At 33.4% G+C, this 22,949-nt stretch carries 23 protein-coding genes; 13 read left to right on the top strand and 10 right to left on the bottom strand.

What is annotated here, in order from left to right; translation table 11 throughout:
- Positions 1 to 22 precede the first annotated feature (22 nt).
- The 5 genes from C9J29_RS22290 to C9J29_RS22275 all read right to left on the bottom strand — a co-directional run bounded on the left by C9J29_RS22290 (position 23) and on the right by C9J29_RS22275 (position 9,539).
- Positions 23 to 1,273, bottom strand: coding sequence for an ATPase, T2SS/T4P/T4SS family (locus C9J29_RS22290; RefSeq protein ID WP_170110042.1), 1,251 nt, complete (start codon positions 1,271 to 1,273; stop codon positions 23 to 25).
- A 22-nt stretch (positions 1,274 to 1,295) separates the two neighbouring features.
- On the bottom strand, positions 1,296 to 1,658 hold the full coding sequence (locus C9J29_RS22285; RefSeq protein ID WP_107922814.1) for a hypothetical protein: 363 nt from the start codon (positions 1,656 to 1,658) through the stop codon (positions 1,296 to 1,298).
- 82 nt (positions 1,659 to 1,740) lie between these two features.
- Entirely contained in the window at positions 1,741 to 1,881 is a 141-nt protein-coding gene (locus C9J29_RS24455) for a hypothetical protein (protein WP_170110041.1), read from the bottom strand.
- Positions 1,882 to 1,990: 109 nt separating this feature from the next.
- Entirely contained in the window at positions 1,991 to 8,278 is a 6,288-nt protein-coding gene (locus tag C9J29_RS22280) for an Ig-like domain-containing protein (protein ID WP_107922813.1), read from the bottom strand.
- A gap of 19 nt (positions 8,279 to 8,297) precedes the next feature.
- Positions 8,298 to 9,539, bottom strand: coding sequence for an S-layer homology domain-containing protein (locus tag C9J29_RS22275; protein ID WP_107922812.1), 1,242 nt, complete (start codon positions 9,537 to 9,539; stop codon positions 8,298 to 8,300).
- A gap of 252 nt (positions 9,540 to 9,791) precedes the next feature.
- Between C9J29_RS22275 and C9J29_RS22270 the strand changes: the two genes are divergently transcribed.
- Entirely contained in the window at positions 9,792 to 10,028 is a 237-nt protein-coding gene (locus C9J29_RS22270) for a helix-turn-helix domain-containing protein (RefSeq protein ID WP_107922811.1), read from the top strand.
- Between the two features lie 176 nt (positions 10,029 to 10,204).
- Here C9J29_RS22270 and C9J29_RS24840 read toward each other — a convergent pair whose 3' ends face one another.
- Positions 10,205 to 11,524 (bottom strand): RNA-guided endonuclease InsQ/TnpB family protein, encoded by a 1,320-nt coding sequence (locus tag C9J29_RS24840; protein WP_237068907.1) that lies wholly within the window; start codon positions 11,522 to 11,524, stop codon positions 10,205 to 10,207.
- Positions 11,525 to 12,029: 505 nt separating this feature from the next.
- Complete coding sequence (locus tag C9J29_RS22260) at positions 12,030 to 12,236, bottom strand: hypothetical protein (protein ID WP_107922810.1); 207 nt, start codon at positions 12,234 to 12,236, stop codon at positions 12,030 to 12,032.
- Positions 12,237 to 12,438: 202 nt separating this feature from the next.
- On the opposite strand from C9J29_RS22260, the gene C9J29_RS22255 reads away from it, so the two are divergent.
- The gene (locus C9J29_RS22255) at positions 12,439 to 13,329 is read left to right on the top strand and encodes a LexA family transcriptional regulator (RefSeq protein WP_107922809.1); all 891 of its coding nucleotides are present in this window, start codon (positions 12,439 to 12,441) and stop codon (positions 13,327 to 13,329) included.
- Between the two features lie 26 nt (positions 13,330 to 13,355).
- Here C9J29_RS22255 and C9J29_RS22250 read toward each other — a convergent pair whose 3' ends face one another.
- The 3 genes from C9J29_RS22250 to C9J29_RS22240 form a co-directional block, all read right to left on the bottom strand.
- The gene (locus tag C9J29_RS22250; RefSeq protein ID WP_107922808.1) at positions 13,356 to 13,751 is read right to left on the bottom strand and encodes a hypothetical protein; all 396 of its coding nucleotides are present in this window, start codon (positions 13,749 to 13,751) and stop codon (positions 13,356 to 13,358) included.
- Positions 13,726 to 14,550, bottom strand: a complete 825-nt coding sequence (locus C9J29_RS22245) for a ParA family protein (protein ID WP_107922807.1) — start codon at positions 14,548 to 14,550, stop codon at positions 13,726 to 13,728. Before C9J29_RS22245 ends, C9J29_RS22250 begins: the two co-directional genes overlap by 26 nt.
- Positions 14,551 to 14,907: 357 nt before the next feature.
- Positions 14,908 to 16,422, bottom strand: coding sequence for a primase C-terminal domain-containing protein (locus tag C9J29_RS22240; RefSeq protein WP_170110040.1), 1,515 nt, complete (start codon positions 16,420 to 16,422; stop codon positions 14,908 to 14,910).
- Between the two features lie 799 nt (positions 16,423 to 17,221).
- On the opposite strand from C9J29_RS22240, the gene C9J29_RS22235 reads away from it, so the two are divergent.
- The 11 genes from C9J29_RS22235 (at position 17,222) to C9J29_RS22195 (ending at position 22,895) form a co-directional block, all read left to right on the top strand.
- The gene (locus C9J29_RS22235; RefSeq protein ID WP_107922805.1) at positions 17,222 to 17,752 is read left to right on the top strand and encodes a hypothetical protein; all 531 of its coding nucleotides are present in this window, start codon (positions 17,222 to 17,224) and stop codon (positions 17,750 to 17,752) included.
- Between the two features lie 273 nt (positions 17,753 to 18,025).
- On the top strand, positions 18,026 to 18,337 hold the full coding sequence (locus tag C9J29_RS22230; protein WP_107922804.1) for a hypothetical protein: 312 nt from the start codon (positions 18,026 to 18,028) through the stop codon (positions 18,335 to 18,337).
- Positions 18,338 to 18,342: 5 nt separating this feature from the next.
- Positions 18,343 to 19,641, top strand: coding sequence for a plasmid replication protein (locus C9J29_RS22225; RefSeq protein WP_170110039.1), 1,299 nt, complete (start codon positions 18,343 to 18,345; stop codon positions 19,639 to 19,641).
- Positions 19,642 to 19,704: 63 nt separating this feature from the next.
- The gene (locus C9J29_RS22220) at positions 19,705 to 20,181 is read left to right on the top strand and encodes a hypothetical protein (RefSeq protein ID WP_107922802.1); all 477 of its coding nucleotides are present in this window, start codon (positions 19,705 to 19,707) and stop codon (positions 20,179 to 20,181) included.
- 124 nt (positions 20,182 to 20,305) lie between these two features.
- On the top strand, positions 20,306 to 20,515 hold the full coding sequence (locus C9J29_RS22215; RefSeq protein WP_107922801.1) for a DUF2187 family protein: 210 nt from the start codon (positions 20,306 to 20,308) through the stop codon (positions 20,513 to 20,515).
- A gap of 11 nt (positions 20,516 to 20,526) precedes the next feature.
- Positions 20,527 to 20,694 (top strand): hypothetical protein, encoded by a 168-nt coding sequence (locus C9J29_RS24450; RefSeq protein ID WP_170110038.1) that lies wholly within the window; start codon positions 20,527 to 20,529, stop codon positions 20,692 to 20,694.
- Between the two features lie 57 nt (positions 20,695 to 20,751).
- Positions 20,752 to 21,111 carry a hypothetical protein gene (locus C9J29_RS22210; protein ID WP_107922800.1) on the top strand — a complete coding sequence of 120 codons (360 nt, stop codon included), beginning with the start codon at positions 20,752 to 20,754 and terminating at the stop codon, positions 21,109 to 21,111.
- 40 nt (positions 21,112 to 21,151) lie between these two features.
- Positions 21,152 to 21,796 carry a hypothetical protein gene (locus C9J29_RS22205; RefSeq protein WP_107922799.1) on the top strand — a complete coding sequence of 215 codons (645 nt, stop codon included), beginning with the start codon at positions 21,152 to 21,154 and terminating at the stop codon, positions 21,794 to 21,796.
- A 22-nt stretch (positions 21,797 to 21,818) separates the two neighbouring features.
- Positions 21,819 to 21,971 (top strand): hypothetical protein, encoded by a 153-nt coding sequence (locus tag C9J29_RS24445; RefSeq protein WP_170110037.1) that lies wholly within the window; start codon positions 21,819 to 21,821, stop codon positions 21,969 to 21,971.
- Between the two features lie 58 nt (positions 21,972 to 22,029).
- Complete coding sequence (locus tag C9J29_RS22200) at positions 22,030 to 22,512, top strand: hypothetical protein (RefSeq protein ID WP_107922798.1); 483 nt, start codon at positions 22,030 to 22,032, stop codon at positions 22,510 to 22,512.
- Positions 22,513 to 22,535: 23 nt separating this feature from the next.
- Positions 22,536 to 22,895 (top strand): hypothetical protein, encoded by a 360-nt coding sequence (locus tag C9J29_RS22195; protein WP_141390463.1) that lies wholly within the window; start codon positions 22,536 to 22,538, stop codon positions 22,893 to 22,895.
- The last annotated feature ends 54 nt before the right edge of the window (positions 22,896 to 22,949 follow it).

Raw genomic sequence — 22,949 nt, 5'->3', positions numbered from 1 at the left:
CCTCATTTACTCTTACAAATAATTAAAGATATAAAGGAATTTCACCAGTTGTATTTTCAGGGAAAGTTAATTCAATATTTAGTCGCTCTAATTCTTCTTTAAATTCAGTTGGTAATTCGAACGTTTCCCAATAAAGAACCCCATCAAATAATTTTTGTTTAAAAATCAATTTTGAATTTCCTGGCGCAAAAGCAGCAATTTCATTTAGAAAACGGAAGTCCTTTCCGTTAACTGTTTCTCTTTTAATATGCCATCCAAAATCAGCTAAATCTTCAATTTCTTCAGCCATAGTTTCTTTATCCATCATTGCAGCTTCTGGCGCAAATTTTGCTAAATACGCTGTACGCATTGGAATTTTCAAAGCCGATTTTGCATGTAAAGTTGTAATAACTGCGTGATCACTGTACATTGCTTGATATAATCCGTAAGCACCTTTATTGATGATTTCAGTTACAAGAATCCATACAAAATTATTTCGCATTGCTTCAAAAATCAGGTCATTATGCTCCAGGCCATTACCAGTTAACCATTCATAGACCAGTTTATTTGGATATAGCTCTTTTAGGAAAAGCTCAGGGACATCTTGTATCGCACCAATTTTTTCTTTTTCATCCTTTGTATAAGACATAGCCAATTTTTGTAATTCCGTTTTTCCCGTACCAGGACGACCGGAAATCAATGTATTGCTGTAAGTTTCTACAGATGTTTTTAAGAAGTCCAAAATAAACGCTGGCGCAAATTGATTAAAGTTATCCTCATTAAGCGCTAATTTAGGACGAACTATACGTAAACTTAAAGTCGTTCCACCAGTGGTGTTGGCACTATGTACCGCATTAATACGAAACACACCATATACACCATTTAATTTTGGTCTTTTGGGTGAAAAATCTTCTCCCATTGCTGATGCAAACTTTTGAATCAAACGCTGAATATACTTTTCATTAACATGTTCATCTTGAATAATTTCGTAATAATTCACACCAACAATTTCTAATTTATTACCATCGTATCCAATATCTGTTACATCTTCACGATTCGTAATAATATCTTCGATTAATCCTGTACCTACAATTTCTCTAGTAATCGTTTCTGCAATTTCATCATCCGTTGCAATATGTGGAAATTGTTTTAGAATAACTTTTTTAATTTCATCTCGTTTAGACGCATCTGTTAAAGCTGAACATATCAATGCAGGATGTGAAACAAACAAGCTATCCTCAATATGTTCAATATGATTTTTTAAATCCCACATTGAAATATTTAATTTACTCATAAAATTTTTACCTAACCTTTCACTAAATTTCATTTACTTTTTGTGTACTTGTATAAATTAAATCTTCATATTCCATAAATACTTTAATTGCTTTTAAAGAACTGTTTGGATTTTCTAGATATTCAAATCTAATTTTTGCGGATTTATATCTTTCTATTAAATCGGCTCGAACTGCTTGTTCAAAATCTTGTGTATCTAAAAAAATCCCTCCATTAACACGTATAGCTCCTAAATCCGCACTGTTATAAATTTGAGCTGAAACTACTTCGTTTATCTTTTGCGTGCGATCATTTTGCTGAATATCTGGTTTTAAAAAATTGGCTATCATAATTGAACTAAATATCCCTACAAATAAAAGCAAAAAATAAAAAGGAATTCCCTTCAAAGTAGATATCCTCCTTATATAAGATTTTAAAAAAGAGATATTCATAAGAATATCTCTTAACTTCTGGTGTTGTTCAAACAAATTAACCTACAATGCCTGATAATATTCCATCTAAGATCCCTTGAATATTAGAACCAAACCATCCCTTAGCTGCCAAAACTACAAGCGAAGTAATGGCAACTGCACCACCAGTCCACATTAATACTTCTGTATTGATTTTCATTAGAACTCTCACCACCTTTAAAAACTTCTTTCTTATATTTACCCTAATTATATCAGTATTCCGATATTTGTCAACAGAATACTGATATGTTCTCGTAAAATTTAACAGTTTAATTTTTTATCCATTCCTCATCACTATCTGACCAATCTTCAGGCTTACCAGCAGGGAATGGCAACTTTTTATTGACTGGTTCAATTAAGAATTTGTCTTTATCTTTTGTAGATGAATTCATATGAAGGAATAAATAGGCTTCTATATCTAATTCTTGACTAATTTCAAATTTCACTTTATTAACACCTATTGCAGATGTAGTTTCGTAATTAATATCATATTTTCCTATATCATCTAACCAAATAGGAATATACAATTTATGACCACCGTCAATTAAATCATGCTTTATACGACTGTCATTTACTGATTTCTGATTTTCACTATAAAGATTGCCCTTGACTGATTCAACGTACACTTTTGGATAACTAAAAGTTTGTGTAATCGTTTCTTTTTTTGCATTAGTTTCAACAACATTGTCAGTATTTACAGTACTCACAATTGCTTTACCTTCAACAACATCAGCAGCATCAAAGTTTGAATCAATTAATACTTCATCAAATGACAATTTACTAGAAATATTCATTAAACCTTCTGCTGAATAATGTTGGTTCAATGGCAAATCATATATGAATGTTTGATCTAATGAATGGCCAAGACCTGTTACTGTTGGCTTTAATTCTGCTGTTTCTAAATGAATGACTTCATAAGTGTTTACCTGGTCAGTATTAATGGAGCGTTTCACTGAAACAAGACCCTTATACGTTAAATCTATATCTTTACTTGAAATGGTTTTTTCCTCAGCTGTTCGTGCATTTAGGGAAATCTTTTCGGCTCCTGGATTAATGACAATACTCTCATCATCAGAGCTTATTTCAAATTCAAAATCATACGCTGAATCAACCTGTAATTCTGTAGGAGGAATTATGAATTGCACACCTTCTACTAATTCTTTTACTTTAAAATTGTTGTCCATATAATATTTACCATCTTTATTGACTGTAATTTGAACAAAAGCATTACGCGCATCTTCTGCTTGTTCTTCTTTGGCCACAAGTACTTCCTCATTTAATTGAATATACGTAGGTAAGCCTTTTATTGATGGTGCTGTAAATACCTCTACAGCTTCAATACCAACTTCAATTGCTTCAACTGATACAACCTTGATACTTCTAGTTGTTTCGTCAGAATCTCCATATTTGTCCTTTACAAATAGTTTGATAGTATATGAACATGCTTCCTCTGATTTTTTATTGCTACATTTTAAATTTTTAATAACTGTGTTCCAATCTTGATTACCTTTACCATTTTGATAAGTACCTGTAGTAATTTCCTTGTACTTCGAATTATCGTCATTCGAATTCTTAATGTACCAGGTAGCTGTCATATCATCACCATTAGGATCATACGAAGAATTTGTTAATTGAACGTTTTCCCCTTCTTCATATTCCAATTTATCTGATTCAAAAATGGCTACTGGTGGTAGATTATTTCTAGAAAGAGTTTTAGTTGTTATGGACTCTTTATTTTGGAAGTCTACTACTGTATTTCGCACCTCGTATGATTTACCAGCATCTAGATTTCCTTTCGGCAAGCCCTCATTCCAATCATTTTCCTCTTTTAACTTCCAGGAGAATTGTTGATACTTCAAACCAGCACCAAGACCTACATCAATGCTTTTTTTATCTGAATCATTCGCTTTGGAAGTAACAGTAAATGCTCCACTTATTTTATCTACTGTAAATGTGAAGTCACTTGATGGCTTTTTATGAACAAAGACTAACAAATTATTAACTTCATCTGACCATTTACGATAATCTTTAAAGTATTCCACTTTGTCATTATCAAGTGCTCTAAGTGGATCATCTTGTGCTGCATAATGTGGCTGATAACGCCCTGTTTGGCCAAACGTTAAAATAGGCGTTCTAATCTGTGTATCATGTTCAGGGAATAAGCCAGTTTCGCTTTCAAAATAGTCTAATTCATGTTTAAACTTCCAATATTCATCATATAAGCTATCTTTTTCAAAATCGTCAAAGTTTGTTATAAAATTAATTTGCTCGTCTGATGTGACAAATGCTTCATTAATCCCTCGACTATTTTCAACTTCATTTAAAATGTAATTTGAAAGCTCTGTTAGTGCTGCATCGATGTTTGAATTGTCGATATACGTACCTTTTTTCATTGATTTAGCGACTATTCGTTCAAGTATATTCTTATTTGCTGATGCACCTATACCAACAAAATGTGCATTATTTGCAAGATTTGTAGCTGTAATGTGTTTTTCTAGATCGGCACTCAGCGAGTTATTCTTAACAGCTACGACAAAGCGATTTTTGCCATCCAAGTAAGTGTCTTTGAATTTGTAATTATTAGTTAAAACTGTCACTCGACTTTCAAATGGAATTGAATTGTCTTTTGAATTTATTAACGGTTTTAAAGTATTTGCTATTTTTTGCTCTAACGCTGCTTTGTTAGTACCACTTGTTGATTCATCTAATAAGAATTCTACTTCAATCTTATTATTTTTTTGCGTATCAATGATGTAATCAGCTAATTCTTGAATTTTTGCTTTTAAGTTCGCATCATTATAAGTTGAACCTATATCAATAAATTTACCTTTATCCCCATTGTCTTTAACAATTGTTTGGACTGCTGATTGATTGCTTGCTGTTGTTGCACCTACAAAATAACCTTGATTATCGCCAATTCTATTTTTTATTTCTTCAATCTTCATAGGCTTATTCGAAAATGTCGTCATGTACGTTGGGTCACTTTTGTGTGTGAAGCTTGACGTTTTAGTAGCTTCAAATGCATTTATTTTTACTGGAGTTGCTCTATCTATCGTTGTTCCATCACCAAGTTGTCCGGCGCCATTTGCTCCAGTTGCATAAATCGAACCATCTTCTAAAATGAAGTAGGTACTGACAGTACCTAAAGAAATATTTTTAACCCTTGCTGGTAAACTAATTTTGACAGGAATTGGTCGTGATATGGAAGTACCGTCTCCTAACGAACCAAAGTTATTTACCCCTCTAGCATAAACTTCTCCATCCTCTGTTAAAAAGTGTTGATTTGAATAATTATTGAAGATCCGTTTTGTTTTGAATGGTAAATTTAATAAGGAAGGTTTATTTCCATTTATTTCATAAACTAAACCATTGTTTAATAAAAAGAGAGTTTTTCCATCATTAACGTAAGGACCATTCGGTTTAGCATAAACTTCTTTTACACTTGATGGGAATTCAATTTTCACTGGAGTATTTCTATCTATTCTTGTTCCATCACCTAACTGACCATTATAATTTTTTCCCATAGCGTAAACTGTTCCATCTTCCATTAAAAAGTGGATAAAATTTTCACTAGGATACATTTTTCTTACTTTTGAAGGTAGTTCAACTTTTCCTGGTATATCAAAGTCAGGATAAATCAAGTCTAATGCACCTTGCTCATACACAGAGCCGTCTTCCAAAAGAAAATAACCTGTACTTCCTTGATGTGTGATTTCTGTAGCTTTGAGAGGTAATTCAGCTTTTACTATATCTCTCCGCCCTACATGATATCTGTTTAACCCATTTATCCAACCTGAACCATAAACATCTCCATTTTCCAGCAAATATAAAAGACCACCCGTAGCAGAGTAAGTAGTCACGCTTACACTTTTTATTGGAGCTGTTCGTGGTATTTCTATTTTCTCTGGCGGTGATACCCAGCGCTGTTTTTCATCTACTTTAATTTGATATTCACTATTTTCACCTGAACCATAAGCAAATCCATCTTGCGTTAAAAATATCGCGGTACCCATATAACCGTATTCAAGCCCCTTAACTTTATACGGTAAATTAGCTTTTGTTGGTGTAAATACCCCCGCTGTATGGGGGATTCCAAACAGTCCAAGTCCACTAGCCGTAACATATACTTCTCCATTGTCCCTCAAAAAGAAAGTTGTACCACTTGATATAACCTTTATTTCCTCAACAGAACTTTCTGCAAAGCTTACATTAGCTTTCAGTCCATAGTCAGCAAGCTTTTGATTCAGATATGGTGTCATTGTTCTTAGCTGTGTTTCACTGTATGGGGAATCAATAACATCGTATTGTACTTCGACTGTCTTTTTTTCTTGCTCAAGCTCAATTGAAGCAACAGGAGCTAAGTTATTAACTTCAAAAATCTTCGTTTCCATTGCTATTAAATCCGAATTACCATGTCTCAAATCAGTCGTTGCTTTATCAAATGTTTGATCTACATATTCATCGATTGTTTCTTGACCGAACTTTTCAAAGACTTCAAGTTCAACAAGGTACTTACCAACTTTTTTCGTATTATAAATGAATCTTTCTTCATTAGCGTCAGATATTAGCTGCCATTCTTCATCATCAAATGAACCGTCGTTATTTGAATCGTATTTTAAACGCCATATACGCTTTTGAATTCCATCATCTATCGAGTATGAATTATCCGTTAATACAATGTCAGCTGATGCATACTCACCTTCTGTGTTGGGAGCTTCGCGATAAATCAGTGATGGAGTTTCAAGATTTACTATGGGTGCTAAATCAGGCTGCAAATCTATAACTGTTTCAAACGTATCGCTAGAACCTTCGATATTTTCTACATAACTAGTTAATTTCACTTCCCCAGTGAATTTTCCTAAGAAATTCACAATTTTTGAAGTGTCGATATTGCCACTAATATTTTCTTTGATAAATAGTTTGTCTTGATTAGATTTTTCTACAGCTTCAATTGTCAAAGTTTGTTTAACAATTGGTACCTTTTCATGCAATACAGGATTTCCACTATAAGCGTCTGCAACTTTGGCAGTAATTTTACGATTCTCTTTCAACGTGCCACCGACAGTAATATAAGCTGATGGTTTTGGCCCAACTACTTTGATTATCATTTGATCATTTGCAGTTTTTACATTTTTACCATTAATATCTCCATTGTCTTCAACAATTACTGTGATACCATGCTCGCCGATCTCGTCAAAATGACCGCACATTTTGCTACTTTTAAAATCGTCTGTAATCATATTCCCTTCGTTCCACAAGTAAGAAGTGATATATCCGTCAGGGTCACTCGCATTTGCCACATAACAAACTGTTTCTCCTAGCTTAACTTCTAGTGGCCCTTCAATTTCTACAGTAGGAGGATCATTATCAGGTACAGGAGGTTCAGGTTCTTCAGGATCAGGTGGTGGAGCAACAGTACAATCTATTACAGTAACTTTCACTATCTCCTTTTTACCTTCAGCCGTTGCTGTAATCGTTGTAGAACCAACCTTTTTAAACGTCACAACACCTTTGGAAACCGTTGCTACACTCGTATCAGAGCTTGTCCAAGTCGCTGTGTTTGTTACATCAGATGATTTTCCACCTGTTTTATACAAGATTGCTTTTAAAGTCGTAGAACCATCTTTAAAACATGCGTTTAAGTTCCCTGTGATAGTCAACGCATCTTCCGCAGTGACCTTAACATTGGCACTTGCCTGTAGATGGAAATCATTATCTTTCCAGGATGCCGTTATTTTCGCTTGCCCGTTTGCAAGCCCCTTTACACTACCATTAGATGAAACAGAGGCTACGCTGGATTTATCTGATTTCCAATCGTAAGCACTGACATCTTTCCAAGCTGTCCATGCTGCAGCACCCTTTTTAGTCCGTACTTGAGCTTTGTATTGTTTAGTTGCACCAATCGTAATTGTTGAATCTTCAACTACACGCATCTCTGCTTGATTTATAATTTCACCATACCAAACAATATCAATTGGCGTATCGTAGCGAACTGAGTATTTTGGCTGGCCATCTGAATTTTTACCGTATTGTGTCTTAGTAGTAGGTCTATTAGGTGAACCTGTTTCAGTTAAAAATGCGAATTTTGTATCACTTACCTTGGTTAAGTTAATTCCTTTGAAAGAAAGAGCATTTTTAAATTTAACACTATCATTTTTTAGATAAACTCTTGTTAAGTCTGACCTAGAATAATTTTTTCCATCAGAACCATCAAAACTAGTAGGCATCGTATAGGTCGTCAAATCTAGTGTATTTTTTACTTGTGTCGCTACAGGCTCGTTATTGCTTGAATTCTTTGCTGGAGTTGTACCCCCATCCGACACAGCAGTAAAACTTAAATCATCTATTTGTGTCCAGTATACAGAGGGATTAGCTGATACAGATTTTGCTACTGCATCTATTTTGTATGAACCGGTAGAGCCAGTTGGTTTACCTGGTGTAGCTGCTTGTACTTCATTTTCTACACCACCATTCCAAATTGTGTTAAATGGTATATCTATTAATAGTAGAAAAATCGCTATTATGACAATAGCGACTTTTTTAAAAAGTTCCTTCATTTACTTATTCCCCCTCCAATTACTTCAATTGTAAAGTGAATTCTGAATTGTCATCAGTTGTAAAGCCATTATGATAGCCCTTCGTGTAATCTAACCATGATTCCGTCCAAAATTTAACTTTTTGCCCTTTTTTAAATAACACACCCCAATTTTCATAGTCCAGTGATGTTAGACCATAATTTTTAACCACTGATTTATCTTGAATTCCTGTGTTAACAGTAAAGGAATTTACAATCCCATTCGTATAAGCTTCGATTGTAGTTTTATCAAGATTTGAAGTGAACCCTGTTTCAACATACATATTTATTAAATCCTTATCAGGAGCTAAACGAGTATTTTTTCCAATAAACATTTTTGCATAAATACTGTTCTTTAAAGCCTCTTCTTGTGTTGTCCCTTCCACAAAAATCATGCGCTCTAAAGTACCAACACCTGCATTATTTCTAGAAAATGTATGCGGTTTTCCAATCACATTTGAGAAATTATTAGCATCGATACCCCAATATGTGTATTTCGTAGCCGCTAACATATTCGTTCCTGTTGTTGCCACTTCGACAAGCTCATTTAATCCTTTAAAGTCTGTTGGTTTTTTCTTCATCGCTTCATTAAATCGGATTAGAATCGTTGCAACTTCGGCACGTGTTGTATTGCCACTCGTTTTAAATGAACCATCTTCAAATCCACTCATGATGCCTGTACCAAGCATTAAGCCAACATTGCCATACTCAGACTTGCTTAATCCGCCTTTGTAATACTCGGCGACAGGTAATAATGTGTATTTTCCATTTTGAATTTCATTAGCAATCGTGTCGTATTCGCCATTCGTAACTTTTAAACCATTCGCTAACCATTTAGCAATCTCTTGTCGAGTCATTGCTTTATTAGGCTCAAATTTACCATTATTAAAATCGCTTTCCTGGATAAAGCCTAAAGCTAAGCCTTCCTCAATTGCATCTTTAGCCCAATGCGTATCAGGAACATCTGTGAATAGCTCATTTTTACGATCATTCCTATCAAACATACGTGACAAGAATGTTGCAAACTCAGCGCGAGTTACATTGTTAGACGGCTTGAATGTGCCATCTTGATACCCTGTCACTAACTTCTGACTTGCTACTTTCTCTACATTTTGATACGCCCAATGATTTGAATTTACATCTTTAAAAGCTGCTGCACTTGCAGAACCATGATTACCCAATAGGATAGGAATACTTAATCCAGCAACTAATGCAATTTTTGATAGACCTTTAATTTTCTTCATTTATAACGCTCCTTTTTCTTGAAAAAATTAGTATTTTATAAACCCATTATACATCAGAATATCGTTTATCTCAACAGAATACTGATATTTATTTCTACAATTTTACTTAAAGTATAGAAAACGTATTCTTTTTTGGCTGTATTTGATTTTGAAACGTGTTTTGAATGCTTTTTTTGTGTATATTAATAAGTATTGATATCAGAATACTTATTCAAATTTCAAAAATTTTACTATCGGAGGTATTTTAAAATTATGGGTATTAATGAAGCCATTGCGATTCGAATGAAAGAACTCGCTCATGAGCGCTATGTAACGCTGAATGAAATCATCCGTCGAGGAAATATAAACCAATCTACCATTTCTGAAATAATGCGAGCAAAATCAAAGCATCCTCGTGTATCAACCATTCAAAAATTTTGTAAAGGTTGTAATATATCGATGAAAGATTTTTTCGATTCACCTTTATTCGATGATTTATCAGATGAATAACAGGGGTTTTTCCCTGTTATTTTTTCTCTCACTACATACGTACACAGGTTATAACCCGTCGTGGAAATATAAACCAATCAACGATTTCTCTCGCTGCAAAAAATAAATGTGCTTACGGAGAGCCGCAGCATCCGTTTACGTCGGCGAGTCGACGTATATTTTTTTATTTACAAGCATCAGACTAAATATTTCTCTGCATGTTTTTGGTGTTGCTCCTGGACATTCAATTGATCTACAATAATTTTCTCAATATCCTTCATAGCAATATTACGAGCAGCGTTTAAGTCTGCATTTGTTTCATGCCCACAATTTAGGCATTTAAAACTGGATTGTGTTGGTCTCCATATTTCTTTGTTTACGTCTTTATGAATAAATCCGCATTTATTACAGCGCTGAGATGTATAATTCGGCTTCACCTTCACTACCTGGATTCCATGCTCTTTGGCCTTGTCTATGATTTTTTGTTGTAAACTATAAAACGTCCATTCCTTTAAAAAGGCATTATCCTTTGATATGCCGGACAAATCCTCTATTTGGATAGTGCCACATTCATTTTTCAGCGCTTCATTTACTATAAAACGTGACCATGTATGATTTTTTGTTTCCCGATAGTTATGAATCTTGTTAGAAATGGCATCTACTGGCTTCATTAACTTTTTTCGACCACTTCCACGACTACCTTCACCAGCCCATTTACGTGAACGTTGCAAACGTTTTTTGCGGTCATTAATTTGCGCTACAAAGTCACTTACTTCTTTCGCATCCCCTACATATTGGCGGTAAAATTTATCTTCATTAATTGCCAGTACAGCTGGCACAGCTACTCCAATATCAACACCCATAATTCGATTTTCGTCTAACACTTTATCGGTTTCTTTTTCAAATTTATATGTCAGTAAAAGATAGAATTTATTTTTTCGTTTATAGATACGGCTATCACACATTTTGTACTCTCCATTAATAACACGATCCAAAATTTCGTATGCACCATTCCCTGTAACTAACGTTACTAAGAATTGCCCTTTGCAATCACGCTCTTTTGCACCTTCATTTGACAATAAAGATAGCTTCGCATTGTATGTTTTATTGTCTAGCTTAGTTAGACCTTTTAATTGAGAGGCACGTATTGGGAATGAGCCATTACGACGGTAAATTTGAATGGACTGCTCGCCTTTCAAAATCTTCACTTTATCGTTTTTAAACTTTGTGATTGCTTCCTGTACAGCCGAATCTACAATTGAAGATGATACAAATGAGCCTATTTCTTTTAAAAAGCCGTATACATCTGGCGCTAAAGTTTTCCCTATTACGTCCTTTTCTTTTGGATATTCGCCAAATCGTTCATTGTAGGCAAATGAGAATTGTTGCCAATCATAAGCTGCTGTTGTAGCTCGATTTTTGATTAACCAAACAGCATGTTGTATGTCGCTTAAGAGATTATAAAGCTCTTTATCATACTTAATTTCATACTTCATTGTTTTTACAATTTTTATCATTCAAAACACTCCTCCTTTAACTTAATAAGTGCGAACGGACTAGTATTTTTATGTTTACTTCACATTCAGGTATGTTGTAACGTCTGTAATCATATTTCCTTCATTCCATAGATACCTCACTGCACACGTACACAGGTATGTTGTAACAGCGAAAATAATTCCTCCAACTAGGGTATAATGCTTACGGAGTGCCGGAGCCTCCGTTTTTTTTTTCAGAATTAAACAAGTTTGAAAATTGTAACTTTAAAAAGCAAACAAGATCTAGTCGAAAGGCTCTCACTGCATACGTACATATATAAGCTGTGACAGCTAAATTAGTCGAACATCTTTGTACAGTGCTTACGGAGTGCCATGGCCTCCATATACGCTGGTGAGTCAACGTCTAATTTTTTGTGCGAAAATGCACAAAAAAGGTGTAATGTTTTATATTGGTGGTGAGCTTGCAGCACCCAAAGGTCTCACTGCACATATACACTTTTTTCACTTAAAGTACCTAAAAGCTTCTTTATACTTTAGCACATAAAGAAGCAATATAATCTCCTCGCCACTCATTGTCAAACGTGGATTGTATGAACAGCTCTAATACTTCTCCATCAGTCAACGACTGAAGAATCTCTGTTAATTTCTTTGAGTCTTCAAAATCCTCACCGCATACTTGAATGAATTCCACTAATTCAGCTCGAACTTTTTGTATATTTTCTTGAATATTCATATCTTGTCATCCTTTCATTGATAAAAGTAGTGACTTCTTACTTCTCTATTTCACCAGTGACAAAAAAGTCACACAAATGACTGTTGACTAAATAGTACCACCTAGTGACAAGTAAGTCAACAGTCATTTGTGACTTACTTGTCTACCTATTGAATTTAGTGTCAACACTCTTTATTATTAATGATTAAGGAGAGTGACCGATTTGAATTATGCAGATTTACTTTCAAAATATATATATGAGAGCAGCATGAGCTTAGGCGAAATTTCTATACAAATGAAGGAGAAAAATCATCCTATTGATAGATCATATATAAGTAAATTAAAAAATGGTACAAGACCCCCTGCATCAGAAAAGGTCAATAGAGCTTTAGCTGAAGTTTTAGGAGGTGATCCAGACAAATTAATTACTGCTGGATATTTAGAGAAAGCACCTAAAGAAGTTCAAGAACTTATATCTAATTATGTTGACAAGATAGACACATACACAGCTATTATTGCTATGTTTTGCGCCGAACCAGAACAATTGAAACAAGTAAAAGATATTTATGAAAATCTTAAAAACCTTACCATTGAAGATCGTTTAGATTTTATAACAAATAAATTTAACCGAATGATTGTAGACCGTCCTGACATACCTAAGGATTTGAGCTTATATACCAGAACACTAAATGACAGTTTTAAAAAGATATATACAGAAAAACCTCTTAGTCGAATTGAAGTTTGGGATACCATTAAAAATGAAGCTTATCACGAATGGATTGCAGCCAATAAAATCCCATTTGGTAAATATATTTATCTCATTTATAACGATGATAGTATGATAAATATAAAGATAAACAAAGGTTCTAAAGTATTGATAAAAATAATTGAAACAAAATTAGGAGAAAGCGACAATTTAAATAATATTGAATCTGGCAAACTTTACGCTCTAATTTATCAAGACAACGTTTATATTAGACGTGTTTTCTTGCAACGTGATGCTTTGACTTTACAAGCTGAGAATTCCGAAATCCATCCTCTGATAATCAATGATTTAAAAGATATAGAGTTAATTGGAATGGTAATTTCGGCAGAGTTCGATCCCAATGAATGAGCCAGACACAAAAAAACCCAGGAGAATCATTTCCCCTGGGTTTCCTCGTCTAATTTAACTTGTTTGTAATACTTGATACAACTTGATATTAATCGTTTCATCGAAATATTTTGTCGCTTTGCATGAATCGCTAATAGATCATTGTCATCAACCATAATTCGCACTGCCTTATGGCTATCCATTACTTTGTATGGCCGTTCTACAAACGGTAGTTCATCATAGCGCCCCTCAACTAATATAGGACGAACAAAATCTATTATTTCGAATAGCATTTCATTATGTTTCTTTTTTTTAAGAAAACCCCATTTACGAAGCAACTCATAATCTTCAGCATAAATTTTTCTTGAGGTTGTTTCTTCCTCTGTTTCATCAAACACATTAACTTTCTGCTCAGACTTAAATTTTTGACTTAACTGTCTCAAGCTTCTCCACTCCAATACGCTCTAAAAGTTCAGTAATTAATTCGTTAATACAATCCTTCACTTCTACATCCCATTTATCATAGCCCTTGATCGAATTTACAGACTTAGGAAAATTATATATCCCATGTTCCGAATACTTCCCAATACGTGTCCGCGCAGGAATCATTGTTTTAAAGAACATATCATCTGTAGACACCTGGAACATTTCTTCTAGAATTCCAAAATTCGCAACGTCCTTTTCTCTACGATTAATAACCACACCTAAAAAATCTAGAGAAGGATTGAATTTCTCTTGAACAGCCACAGCTGCATTATACAATTTACTGATCCCATCAAAAGATTGCTTCGCTGCTTCTGTTAAAACAATAAAACCATCACTTGCCCCTAACGCGTTATTTAAGAAAACCGAATACGCTGTTGGTGGAACGTCAAAGAATATAAAATCAAAATCATCCTCTATTTCTTCAATATACTTACGTAAATACATAACCTTATTCTTAGCAGGCAACAGTTTATCAAGCTCTACGGTACGTTCATCCCCAGCAATTAAAAATAAATTCTCCTTCAATTGCTGTACACAAGGCCCTAAATTCTTTAAAAACAATCCATCAATTAAATACGGTTGTTGCTCAGATAACTTAAATTTTAGATTACTAATCATCGAAGTATTTCCTTGTGGATCAATATCGACAAGCAATACCTTATAACCTTTCTCAGCCAAACCAAAAGCTAATAAGTTACTAATAATAGTTTTACCCACGCCCCCTTTAGCATTTCCTAGAGTTAATTTTATAGCCATTCAAACTCACACTCCCCTACTAACCACAAGTGGCTGCTTTTAAATATCATTCTATCAAAAGAGTACGTATACCACAATTAAGGATTGACCACTTGTAGCTAGAACTACAAATGATTAAAATCTCTACTCAATCCATGTTAAAAGTCCTCAACCAGCAAGCTGGTCTGCGGAACGCCTCCCGCTATGGGCTCTATTCTCCAACAAAAACATAATACAATTGACCACTTGTAGTCACATGTATCTACTAAATAAGTTATAGCTAGCCTTACTAAAGAATTACCTGGTTTTAATTACACAGCCCTTGTGAACTCAAGCGCATGTAATTTGAAATATGTAATGGCAGAGTGGAGTATTAAATTAGCCTGAGCCATCCAATCGAATTTCCCCTACTAGTGGTACGGTTTGTGATAAGTAGATTGCTAGTTTTGATTGGAATAATTCAATTGCTTCATTGTTCAAACAAAGTGGTAAAACTTCAACTTGTAATTGATGGATATATTGCTTATAGAGTGATTTTTTTAATTGTGTACTAAATAAGACATGCTTCACCATCAGGGCAACTGTTGTCCAGCCTGTCTTACTGTAACGGCCTTTCCCTGAGACAAATTTAATTACCTTAGTAGAACGTTTCATTAATGCATTTAGTGTACTGGAAGAAATTCCTACTTTATCACAAATTTCTTTTTGTGTACGCCAAACAAACGGCTCTGAAACGTTGTATTCAGCCGTCAAATACTTTTCAATGTCTTGTTCCCATTCGTCAAAATGACTACGCTCACGTTCCTCACGCGCCTTTTTAAACTTATACCAACCATTCCCACCAAGTTTTACTTCAAAGCTTTTACCAGGTACATATAGGTCTAATAATGCTTCTACATACTCTTTCGCTGCTCCGTGATATTTCCCTGAAAAAGCAGATTGAATAATTGTTTGCACATTACGACCTTTTAATGGATGTGATAGTTTTGAGTTAAATTCATCAAGAAAATCATATGTACGATCTTCTGACCAACCTTCTTGAAGGCATATTAAAGCAAGCGTAAATAACGTGTTATTTCGCCCTATTTGCCCTTTCTGGCCTTTTACATCTACTGCTTGAATTAATGCTTGTAACCAATCTGATTCCATTACTGAAGCCTTTGGAGTGCCTTTAGTTGGCACAACAAACAAAGGTCTTTCAATATCGCTATCACATTGCGTAGACCAATTAATAAATTGTTTCATTGTGTAGGTATTATTTAAGTCACAAAACACGATATTTTGTTCTGTTGGCATACGGAAAAAACCGAAGTCATTGCAAAAACGGTCTGCTTCTACTGACTGTAAACTACGTTTAAGGTTATCACTAATGCGTTTAGCAACTTTTAGACCTCTAAAACTATGATTATTAGAAATAAATAGAGGTTCATCCAATACAAAAAATACTTGATAGCCACGATCACTACGGACAATTAAAGTTGGTAAACCAATAGATTCATCCATACAAGCCATTAGAATATCCTCACGGCTATACGCTACTGTATCAATATCAACTACAAATGTATTAATTTGTAGTAAATTTTTTTCTTCAAAACCATAAATAAAGCGTCTTTCTTCATCCTGATAGCCAAATGTACGATAAACGTTAGGTGTAAAATGTGTTAAATTCGCTGCATCCTCTAATAACGTTTCTTTAGAAGTGATAATGTAACCCTTTACCTTTGTCTCAAGGAAATGCGATTTATCGCGCACAGCAAAAATAGCACCCTTCTTCGATTGTTTATCTAATTTTTGAGCTTGTACACGTGCTGGTAAAGCAGCCTTTGAATGCTTCACTTTAAAAGTAGTTAAGCCTGTTTTGACAATAAAGTCATAAATAGACTGAATATTCAAATTAATAGCCCTCTTTCTCAAAAACAAAAAAGATGCACTGTACCATCTAAAAAATAGAATGATACAACACATCTCTAAAAAAGCATGAGAAATTGGGCAAAAGTTATTGATTCCTTTTTCAAAAATCGGTATAATTAAAACTGATTAAGGAAAAAGAAATAAAAAGAACCTTGCTTAAGAGTTGTACCATAGTCTGATTATGGTGTAACAGTGAGAAAGTGTTGGTCGCACTAATCACACTGCTTGTGTTCTTTTTTATTTTGTTATTTTTATGTATAGTACTAGTAATCTACTAGATTCGCTTGATAAAGTTAATAGTTATTAAGAAGTATAGCATATTTTTTATGTACGCAAAGGATTAATTTTCTTTTGCGTACTTTTTTTGTCACTCTATTATATATCAGAGTACTGATAAATTGTACACCCCTTTTAAAGATAATGCAAATTATTCTCGAAACTTAATAGTTTATTAATCCATTTATCCTCGTTCAAAATATTGCCATAAAAAAAGCTGTATTTTTTTCAGTTTATTGTCTACAATAGATAAAAAAGAGAACAAACGTTCCTATTCGTTTGACTCAATTTCACCATTAGTACAATATGTTGATATAAAGTACCTAAATATCACTATCTTATCTATACCTGTTTAACTAATATTTTTTTACCTTTTTTACTAGAAAAACGGTAAAAAAATGAGATAATACTAACATGTAAATATTCTTTACTGCATAAAAAGTAATTGTTCTACAAATTTGGCACTTTATAAAATAATTTTAAAAATTAGGAAGGTGGAACTTTAATGTATATTTCTAGAAAAGATTTAGGCTCAATTAAATACTCTGAGGAAACTGGCTATTCGTATAAGGACTTTGTTTTTAATGATCTGCTGGAATTAGCTGATACAAGTTTACCGGTAGAAAAAGCAATTAAAACCGATTTTAATGTTATCATCACATGGACGTTAAGTGCCAATTGGATCGTAATACCTGTGAAAAATGATAAGGTCTATGTATTTGATTACATACCTTTAGTAGACTTTTTAAGACTTGAATCAATCAATATGCTCCCTACTGCTGACCAACCAACCTCACGTGACTTATTTTTAGATGAATATATCCAGTCTTTAAAAACCGACTTAGATTTATTGCAGCAATACGCAGCTGGTAAAGTAGATCTTTGTTTAGATCAACTAATCTATTTAGCGAAAGAATATCGGACGCCAGGCATCCAATCTACAGAAAATCTTATTAAGGCCGTTCAAAACGAAATCGAACAATTTTCTAATATGAAACAAAACTTTAATTCTGTATTTTCCGTGATCGCTATTTAAAAGTGCTGACCATTAGTGGTCAGCTTTTTATTTGTTTGAAAGTTAGTGTGATAGTTAATTTAACTGTAACTATTACACTAACTTTTAATTATAAAAAAGCCCATATACAGCTAGACTTCTTAACTTTCAATATAACTATCACACTTACTTTAAAAGTAACTTTTAAATAATTAAAATAAATATCAGAATTCTGTTGACTAAATCAGTATTCTGCTTTATAGTAAGTGTAAGAGTTATTGTAACAGTAAGTATCAAACAAGGCGGTGGATTAGAATGGCAAATATCATTCAACTACTTCACGAAAGACTCACAGACGAATCAAGTTGGTTACTAGCCAGCTTATTGTTAGAAAAACAATTCGTTCCAAAAGAGCGTTTGTGGGAACTAACAAATGAACATTATCAGAAAGAAAAGAACAACAAGGACAAGAAGCAACTAATCAAGTCACGTCATTACTTAGACAACTTTATGTATCGGTTGGAAGGTGCAGCTTTGGTTGATGTACAAATTATTGGCCAAGCTCGTTTATATAAAATCACTGAATTAGGTGAGCAAGTCTTAAAATTTAAAATAAAAGGAGAATGATTTATATGGCGAAAATGGATTTAAGTTATAAATATGGTTTCTTAGGTTTAGGGTTAGGCGGTACATCAATTGCAGCTGCTTGTGCAGATCTTTCAGCTGGTGACAACGAGTATCCATATACTGCATTACTGGTTAATACAAATAAACAGGATTTAGACAAAGTAAAAACAAGCAATACAAAAATTAAAAAAGAACTAATTGGTGACGGAAAAGGTGCTGGCCGAGATATTACAATTGGTGAAAACATTTTCATGGAGAACAAAGACAAGATTTTAAATCTTATGAAAACAAACTTTGAAAAGACAGAGTTCATATGGATTTCAGCTGGTTTAGGCGGTGGTTCAGGAACAGGAGCAGTCATTCAAGCTATTGGGCTTTGTCTAGAGATGAGAAAACCATTCGGGCTAATATTAACATTACCTCGCAAAAACGAGCGTTCTACAGTGAATAGTAATGCCTTAAAACGTTTAAATAAAATCTATGCTGCAATGGATAAGCTAGGGCCAATAATTCCTGTAGACAATGAAAAGCTATTCACAGAATTTATGACGAGCAACCCTAATGCTTCTTTAGAAGAATACTTAGCGTTTTCAAACGAATATGTAGCTAAGGCTATTCATGATAAAAATATCATCACAGCAAATTTTGATGTGTACGGATCAACAAATTTTGATTCGTCTGAATTAGGTAAAATGCTTCGCACACCTGGTGTATTCCATTTTGCTCGAATGGAAATGACAGTAGAAGAATTTAAAGAACTAGACTCACTAAAAAGCATGGAGAATCAGAAAGCAAAATTTATCACGAATCTTCATACGCAAATTGAAAACGGTGTGCTGTCTAGTGGGTATGATTTCAAAAAAACCAAACGTGCAGCGATTAGCGTATTATGTCATGAACAAGATGCACAAAATCTATTTAACGGTGTCATGACAAATCAATTAGAAAACTTGCTATTGGAAGTTGCACCACACGCTACAGAGTCACCTGTTAGCTTCCATACATACAGTGCAACGCAATTTGAGAATGTGAAGAATGATGCGAAAAATCGTCCTGTATATTTCTATGTAATGCTTGCTGGTTTAGATTTACCAGCGGAACGCATTAAACAAATGATTGAACTAGATAAAGTGGCAACCGAAAGCATCCAATCTTCTTCTAGTAACTTATTTGAAAACTATGAGGAATCAGCAAGCTCAAATAACAATGGAGCATTAACATTAGACGCGCTTTTTGGTGGAGAAAGTAGTACTCCTGTAGAGAAAGAAAATGAAAGTTTGTTCCAAACATTAGGTTTAGTTTAATTTTTGACCACAAGTGGTTATTAAACGACCACTTGTGGTCAATAATAGGAAGGAGAGGTTCGTATGAAAGTATCAGAATTGCATAGCATAACACCAATTGATACAAGAAGAAATTCTGTTCGATTACATGAATTAAATAATGCCTTAATCCAGTTTAAAAAGACTGGAAATACACATCACGCACTTATAGTAATGAAAAACTGTATTACACTTGTAAACGATGTACTAAAATACTCTAAACCTATCAAATTAGAAGACAGCTACCTAAACTATGGGAGATCATTTTTAGAAAGCTCTTTAGACCGTCAGGGACGCTTTAATTATTTCTGTGATTTTGATACCGACTTTTCCCATTATATTACGAAAGAATTATATAATGATTTCGCGCCACGTTTCTATTGCAAACTGTGGTTTAGCACAGTAGTAGGTGTCCTGGTATTGACTGGTCTAACTTTAACAGACATTACAGAAAAATATCGAGAGCTTATTTCTTTCAATGACTCAATTTATGAACAAACAAATATATTTGAGTACCTTTAATAACCACTTGTGGTTTAAATATAGGTTATATGACCACTTGTAGTCAAATATCGAAATATTATTCATATAAGAATCATTTTTTATTCAAAAATATCAGAGTTCTGTTATAATAGGAGGCAATAGAATGCGTTCAATAATTATCGTTCCAGCTGAAGTAGGTCAAGAAATTGAATGGCTAAATGAAATATTCAATGTCAAAGTGAAGGGTATTGTCTTAAAACAATATGAAAATTCTGTTTGCGTTACAATCCTAGACTATAAAGAAAAACATCGAGAGATGTATCACAGTGATCGTACCATCGTCAAACATCAACGCTACAATATTATTAATTAAGGAGGAACACAATGTTAATCAATCCGATTTATGCATTAGTATTCGTAGTTTTTATGAGTTTCTTCTATTATATAGTGGAATCTAAATGGGCGAAAAAAAGCTTTGTTATGATTATTGTTTCAACTGTGTTACTAACATTGATAGATAGCTTTCTTCTAGTAATACACAATGTTTCATAGTATATTGCCCACTTGTGGTTATAAATTGAAGAATAAAAACGGAAGGTAGGTATATCTATGAAGAAAAAAAGGTTAATCAAAATTATTAAATGCATGAAAAATGGATACGTTTTTTCCAGTACAGCAAAGTTGCATAAGGAGTGTGTTTGCACTCCTAAAATCCTTGCTGAAGCATATGAAGGACAAGTTCTATCTTGGTCAAATGGAAAAGAATGGGGAGAGATTAACCATCCACAACTAGGAAAAGTAATGACTTATTGTAAAACAGAAACGCCATGTGACTACACATATACAGCACCTATTATTTATGACGATGGATGTATGGTAGTTCATAGATTCAATCGAAATGAGATCAATTGGGATAAAGTAATTAAATTAGGTTTCTACAACGGCATCAAAACTTGTGCGTTTGGCTAATTAACCGAAATATATTCTACAGTAACAGGATGGTGATAATGTGAAGGAATCAGATTTATTTGCACCAGTAAAGCAATTTTTGCTAGAAAAAATAGGTTGTGAAAAAGTTTATGCTGAAGTACTTAAATATGATGTTGTAGGTACTATAGGAAATCATAATATCATTGTAGAAATGAAAAAAATGCTTAATTTCAAAGTCATAGAACAAGCTGTATATGCAAAGCGACATGGACATTATGTATTCGTTGCAGTACCTAATAAAAAAGGTGGTTTCTCTCGATTGGTACATGATTTTCTAAAGCACAATGGTATTGGTTTAATTATTGTTAAAGAGCATGGGTATGTAGAAATACCTTATGGGATGTTTGCTAAATTGAACCGTAAAACTGATGATATTAGAAAATTTATTAAAGATGGTTATCATGACACTATTACAGGTGGCCATAAAATGGGTGATTTTGATTATCAAAGTGACTATACATTGATGATAGACGATGTAAAACGATATTTTCAAAGATACCCTGATAAATGGATAACTATTGATGAAGTATTAAATCATTGTCAGTGTTACTATTCCAGACCTAAAGCGCAACTTGCAGCAACATTAAAGGCGCATTGGAATGGTGACTGGATAGAACACAAAGTAATAGATCGCAAATCGCATTTCAAATGTAAAAAGAAATAATGAAATCAGGAGGACATGACACATGAGTGTAGAAAATTATGTTTGGATAATAATTATTTTTGTGTTTGGTCTTTTAGGGTTTTTCTTAGATAAATACAAATATGCTTTTTATATTTGCTTAACTATAGGCATATTTACAGCTAGTATTTCTGTGTATATTTTAAAGCCAATTTAAAATAGGAGAACACTATAAAAAAACATTACAATAGCTTTGAAGAAAGAAGGGTTTCTAAATGAACAATGTTAAAATGCTATCAATTATATTTTTATGTATATCCGTTGTATTACTAACAGCTTGTAAAGAAGCAAATACACAAAAAGAAAAGGAAGACGAAAGCATCGAGATAGAAAAAGTAGATACTTCTGTATCCTCAAATTTTGAATGTTTTTTCGCTTCTTTTGATGTTTCTTGTATAAAATTCGACTTAAACGAAAAGGAAAAATTAAATTTATTTTTCAAAGACCAAGAAACAATAGGGAATTTAGAAATACAGTATAAACCAAGAACAATAACGCTAGGGAAGTCACCTTTTAATACAATTTTTTGGACAGATATAAATACAGGTGAAGTTATTTATGAGATTAGCTATGACTTATCTATTCATATATCCAAAGAAAATACAACAACTGAAGTTCATTATATTGAATTAACCGATTTCAAAAATAATAGAAAATTATTTCTAAATAACTCAGACAAAAACAATACGAATATTTAAGACTAATGTTTAAGCTTTTTAAAATGATAATTTTAGTAGTTTTATTAACCTTTTTTATTTTATATATTAATTATCTAATTGATCCACTAGAGTCACCGCTTGCCCTTATACTGATTATTAATGCGGGTATTTTAAATATGGGTATAGTCTTTTTAATCTTAAAGCTTATGGTCAGCTTTTTTACAAATGGTATCCCAATTGAATTAGAAATAAAAGAGACATTTATAAGGGTCACATATACTAATGGAAAAGACGCTAGTTTCCCTCTAAGTGAATTTAAAGCTGGCCAGCCATTATTAAACGATTTTCATTCTAACAAGTATTTCATTATTTACAAGGATATTTCATCGCTGGTGGAAGTTGAAAATCGAATAGGCGATTAAGTGCTACTAAACATTTGATTCAATTCCATAAAAAAACGCTTTCTGTTGAAAAGG

The organism is Lysinibacillus fusiformis (assembly GCF_003049525.1).
Classification (GTDB): Bacteria; Bacillota; Bacilli; order Bacillales_A; family Planococcaceae; genus Lysinibacillus; species Lysinibacillus fusiformis.
Note: the sequence above shows the minus strand (reverse complement) of the source record. Positions and strands in the feature narration are given on the sequence as shown.

Excerpts from the sequence above, each read along its gene's own strand:
- C9J29_RS22245 (WP_107922807.1), bottom strand. The coding sequence starts at position 14,550 with ATGGCTATAAAATTAACTCTAGGAAATGCTAAAGGGGGCGTGGGTAAA.
- C9J29_RS22220 (WP_107922802.1), top strand. The coding sequence starts at position 19,705 with ATGAAAGTATCAGAATTGCATAGCATAACACCAATTGATACAAGAAGA.
- C9J29_RS22290 (WP_170110042.1), bottom strand. The coding sequence starts at position 1,273 with ATGAGTAAATTAAATATTTCAATGTGGGATTTAAAAAATCATATTGAA.
- C9J29_RS22215 (WP_107922801.1), top strand. The coding sequence starts at position 20,306 with ATGCGTTCAATAATTATCGTTCCAGCTGAAGTAGGTCAAGAAATTGAA.
- C9J29_RS22280 (WP_107922813.1), bottom strand. The coding sequence starts at position 8,278 with ATGAAGGAACTTTTTAAAAAAGTCGCTATTGTCATAATAGCGATTTTT.
- C9J29_RS22195 (WP_141390463.1), top strand. The coding sequence starts at position 22,536 with ATGATAATTTTAGTAGTTTTATTAACCTTTTTTATTTTATATATTAAT.
- C9J29_RS22235 (WP_107922805.1), top strand. The coding sequence starts at position 17,222 with ATGTATATTTCTAGAAAAGATTTAGGCTCAATTAAATACTCTGAGGAA.
- C9J29_RS24450 (WP_170110038.1), top strand. The coding sequence starts at position 20,527 with ATGTTAATCAATCCGATTTATGCATTAGTATTCGTAGTTTTTATGAGT.
- C9J29_RS22230 (WP_107922804.1), top strand. The coding sequence starts at position 18,026 with ATGGCAAATATCATTCAACTACTTCACGAAAGACTCACAGACGAATCA.
- C9J29_RS22260 (WP_107922810.1), bottom strand. The coding sequence starts at position 12,236 with ATGAATATTCAAGAAAATATACAAAAAGTTCGAGCTGAATTAGTGGAA.
- C9J29_RS24840 (WP_237068907.1), bottom strand. The coding sequence starts at position 11,524 with ATGATAAAAATTGTAAAAACAATGAAGTATGAAATTAAGTATGATAAA.
- C9J29_RS22210 (WP_107922800.1), top strand. The coding sequence starts at position 20,752 with ATGAAGAAAAAAAGGTTAATCAAAATTATTAAATGCATGAAAAATGGA.
- C9J29_RS22275 (WP_107922812.1), bottom strand. The coding sequence starts at position 9,539 with ATGAAGAAAATTAAAGGTCTATCAAAAATTGCATTAGTTGCTGGATTA.
- C9J29_RS22270 (WP_107922811.1), top strand. The coding sequence starts at position 9,792 with ATGGGTATTAATGAAGCCATTGCGATTCGAATGAAAGAACTCGCTCAT.
- C9J29_RS24455 (WP_170110041.1), bottom strand. The coding sequence starts at position 1,881 with ATGAAAATCAATACAGAAGTATTAATGTGGACTGGTGGTGCAGTTGCC.
- C9J29_RS24445 (WP_170110037.1), top strand. The coding sequence starts at position 21,819 with ATGAGTGTAGAAAATTATGTTTGGATAATAATTATTTTTGTGTTTGGT.
- C9J29_RS22200 (WP_107922798.1), top strand. The coding sequence starts at position 22,030 with ATGAACAATGTTAAAATGCTATCAATTATATTTTTATGTATATCCGTT.
- C9J29_RS22225 (WP_170110039.1), top strand. The coding sequence starts at position 18,343 with ATGGCGAAAATGGATTTAAGTTATAAATATGGTTTCTTAGGTTTAGGG.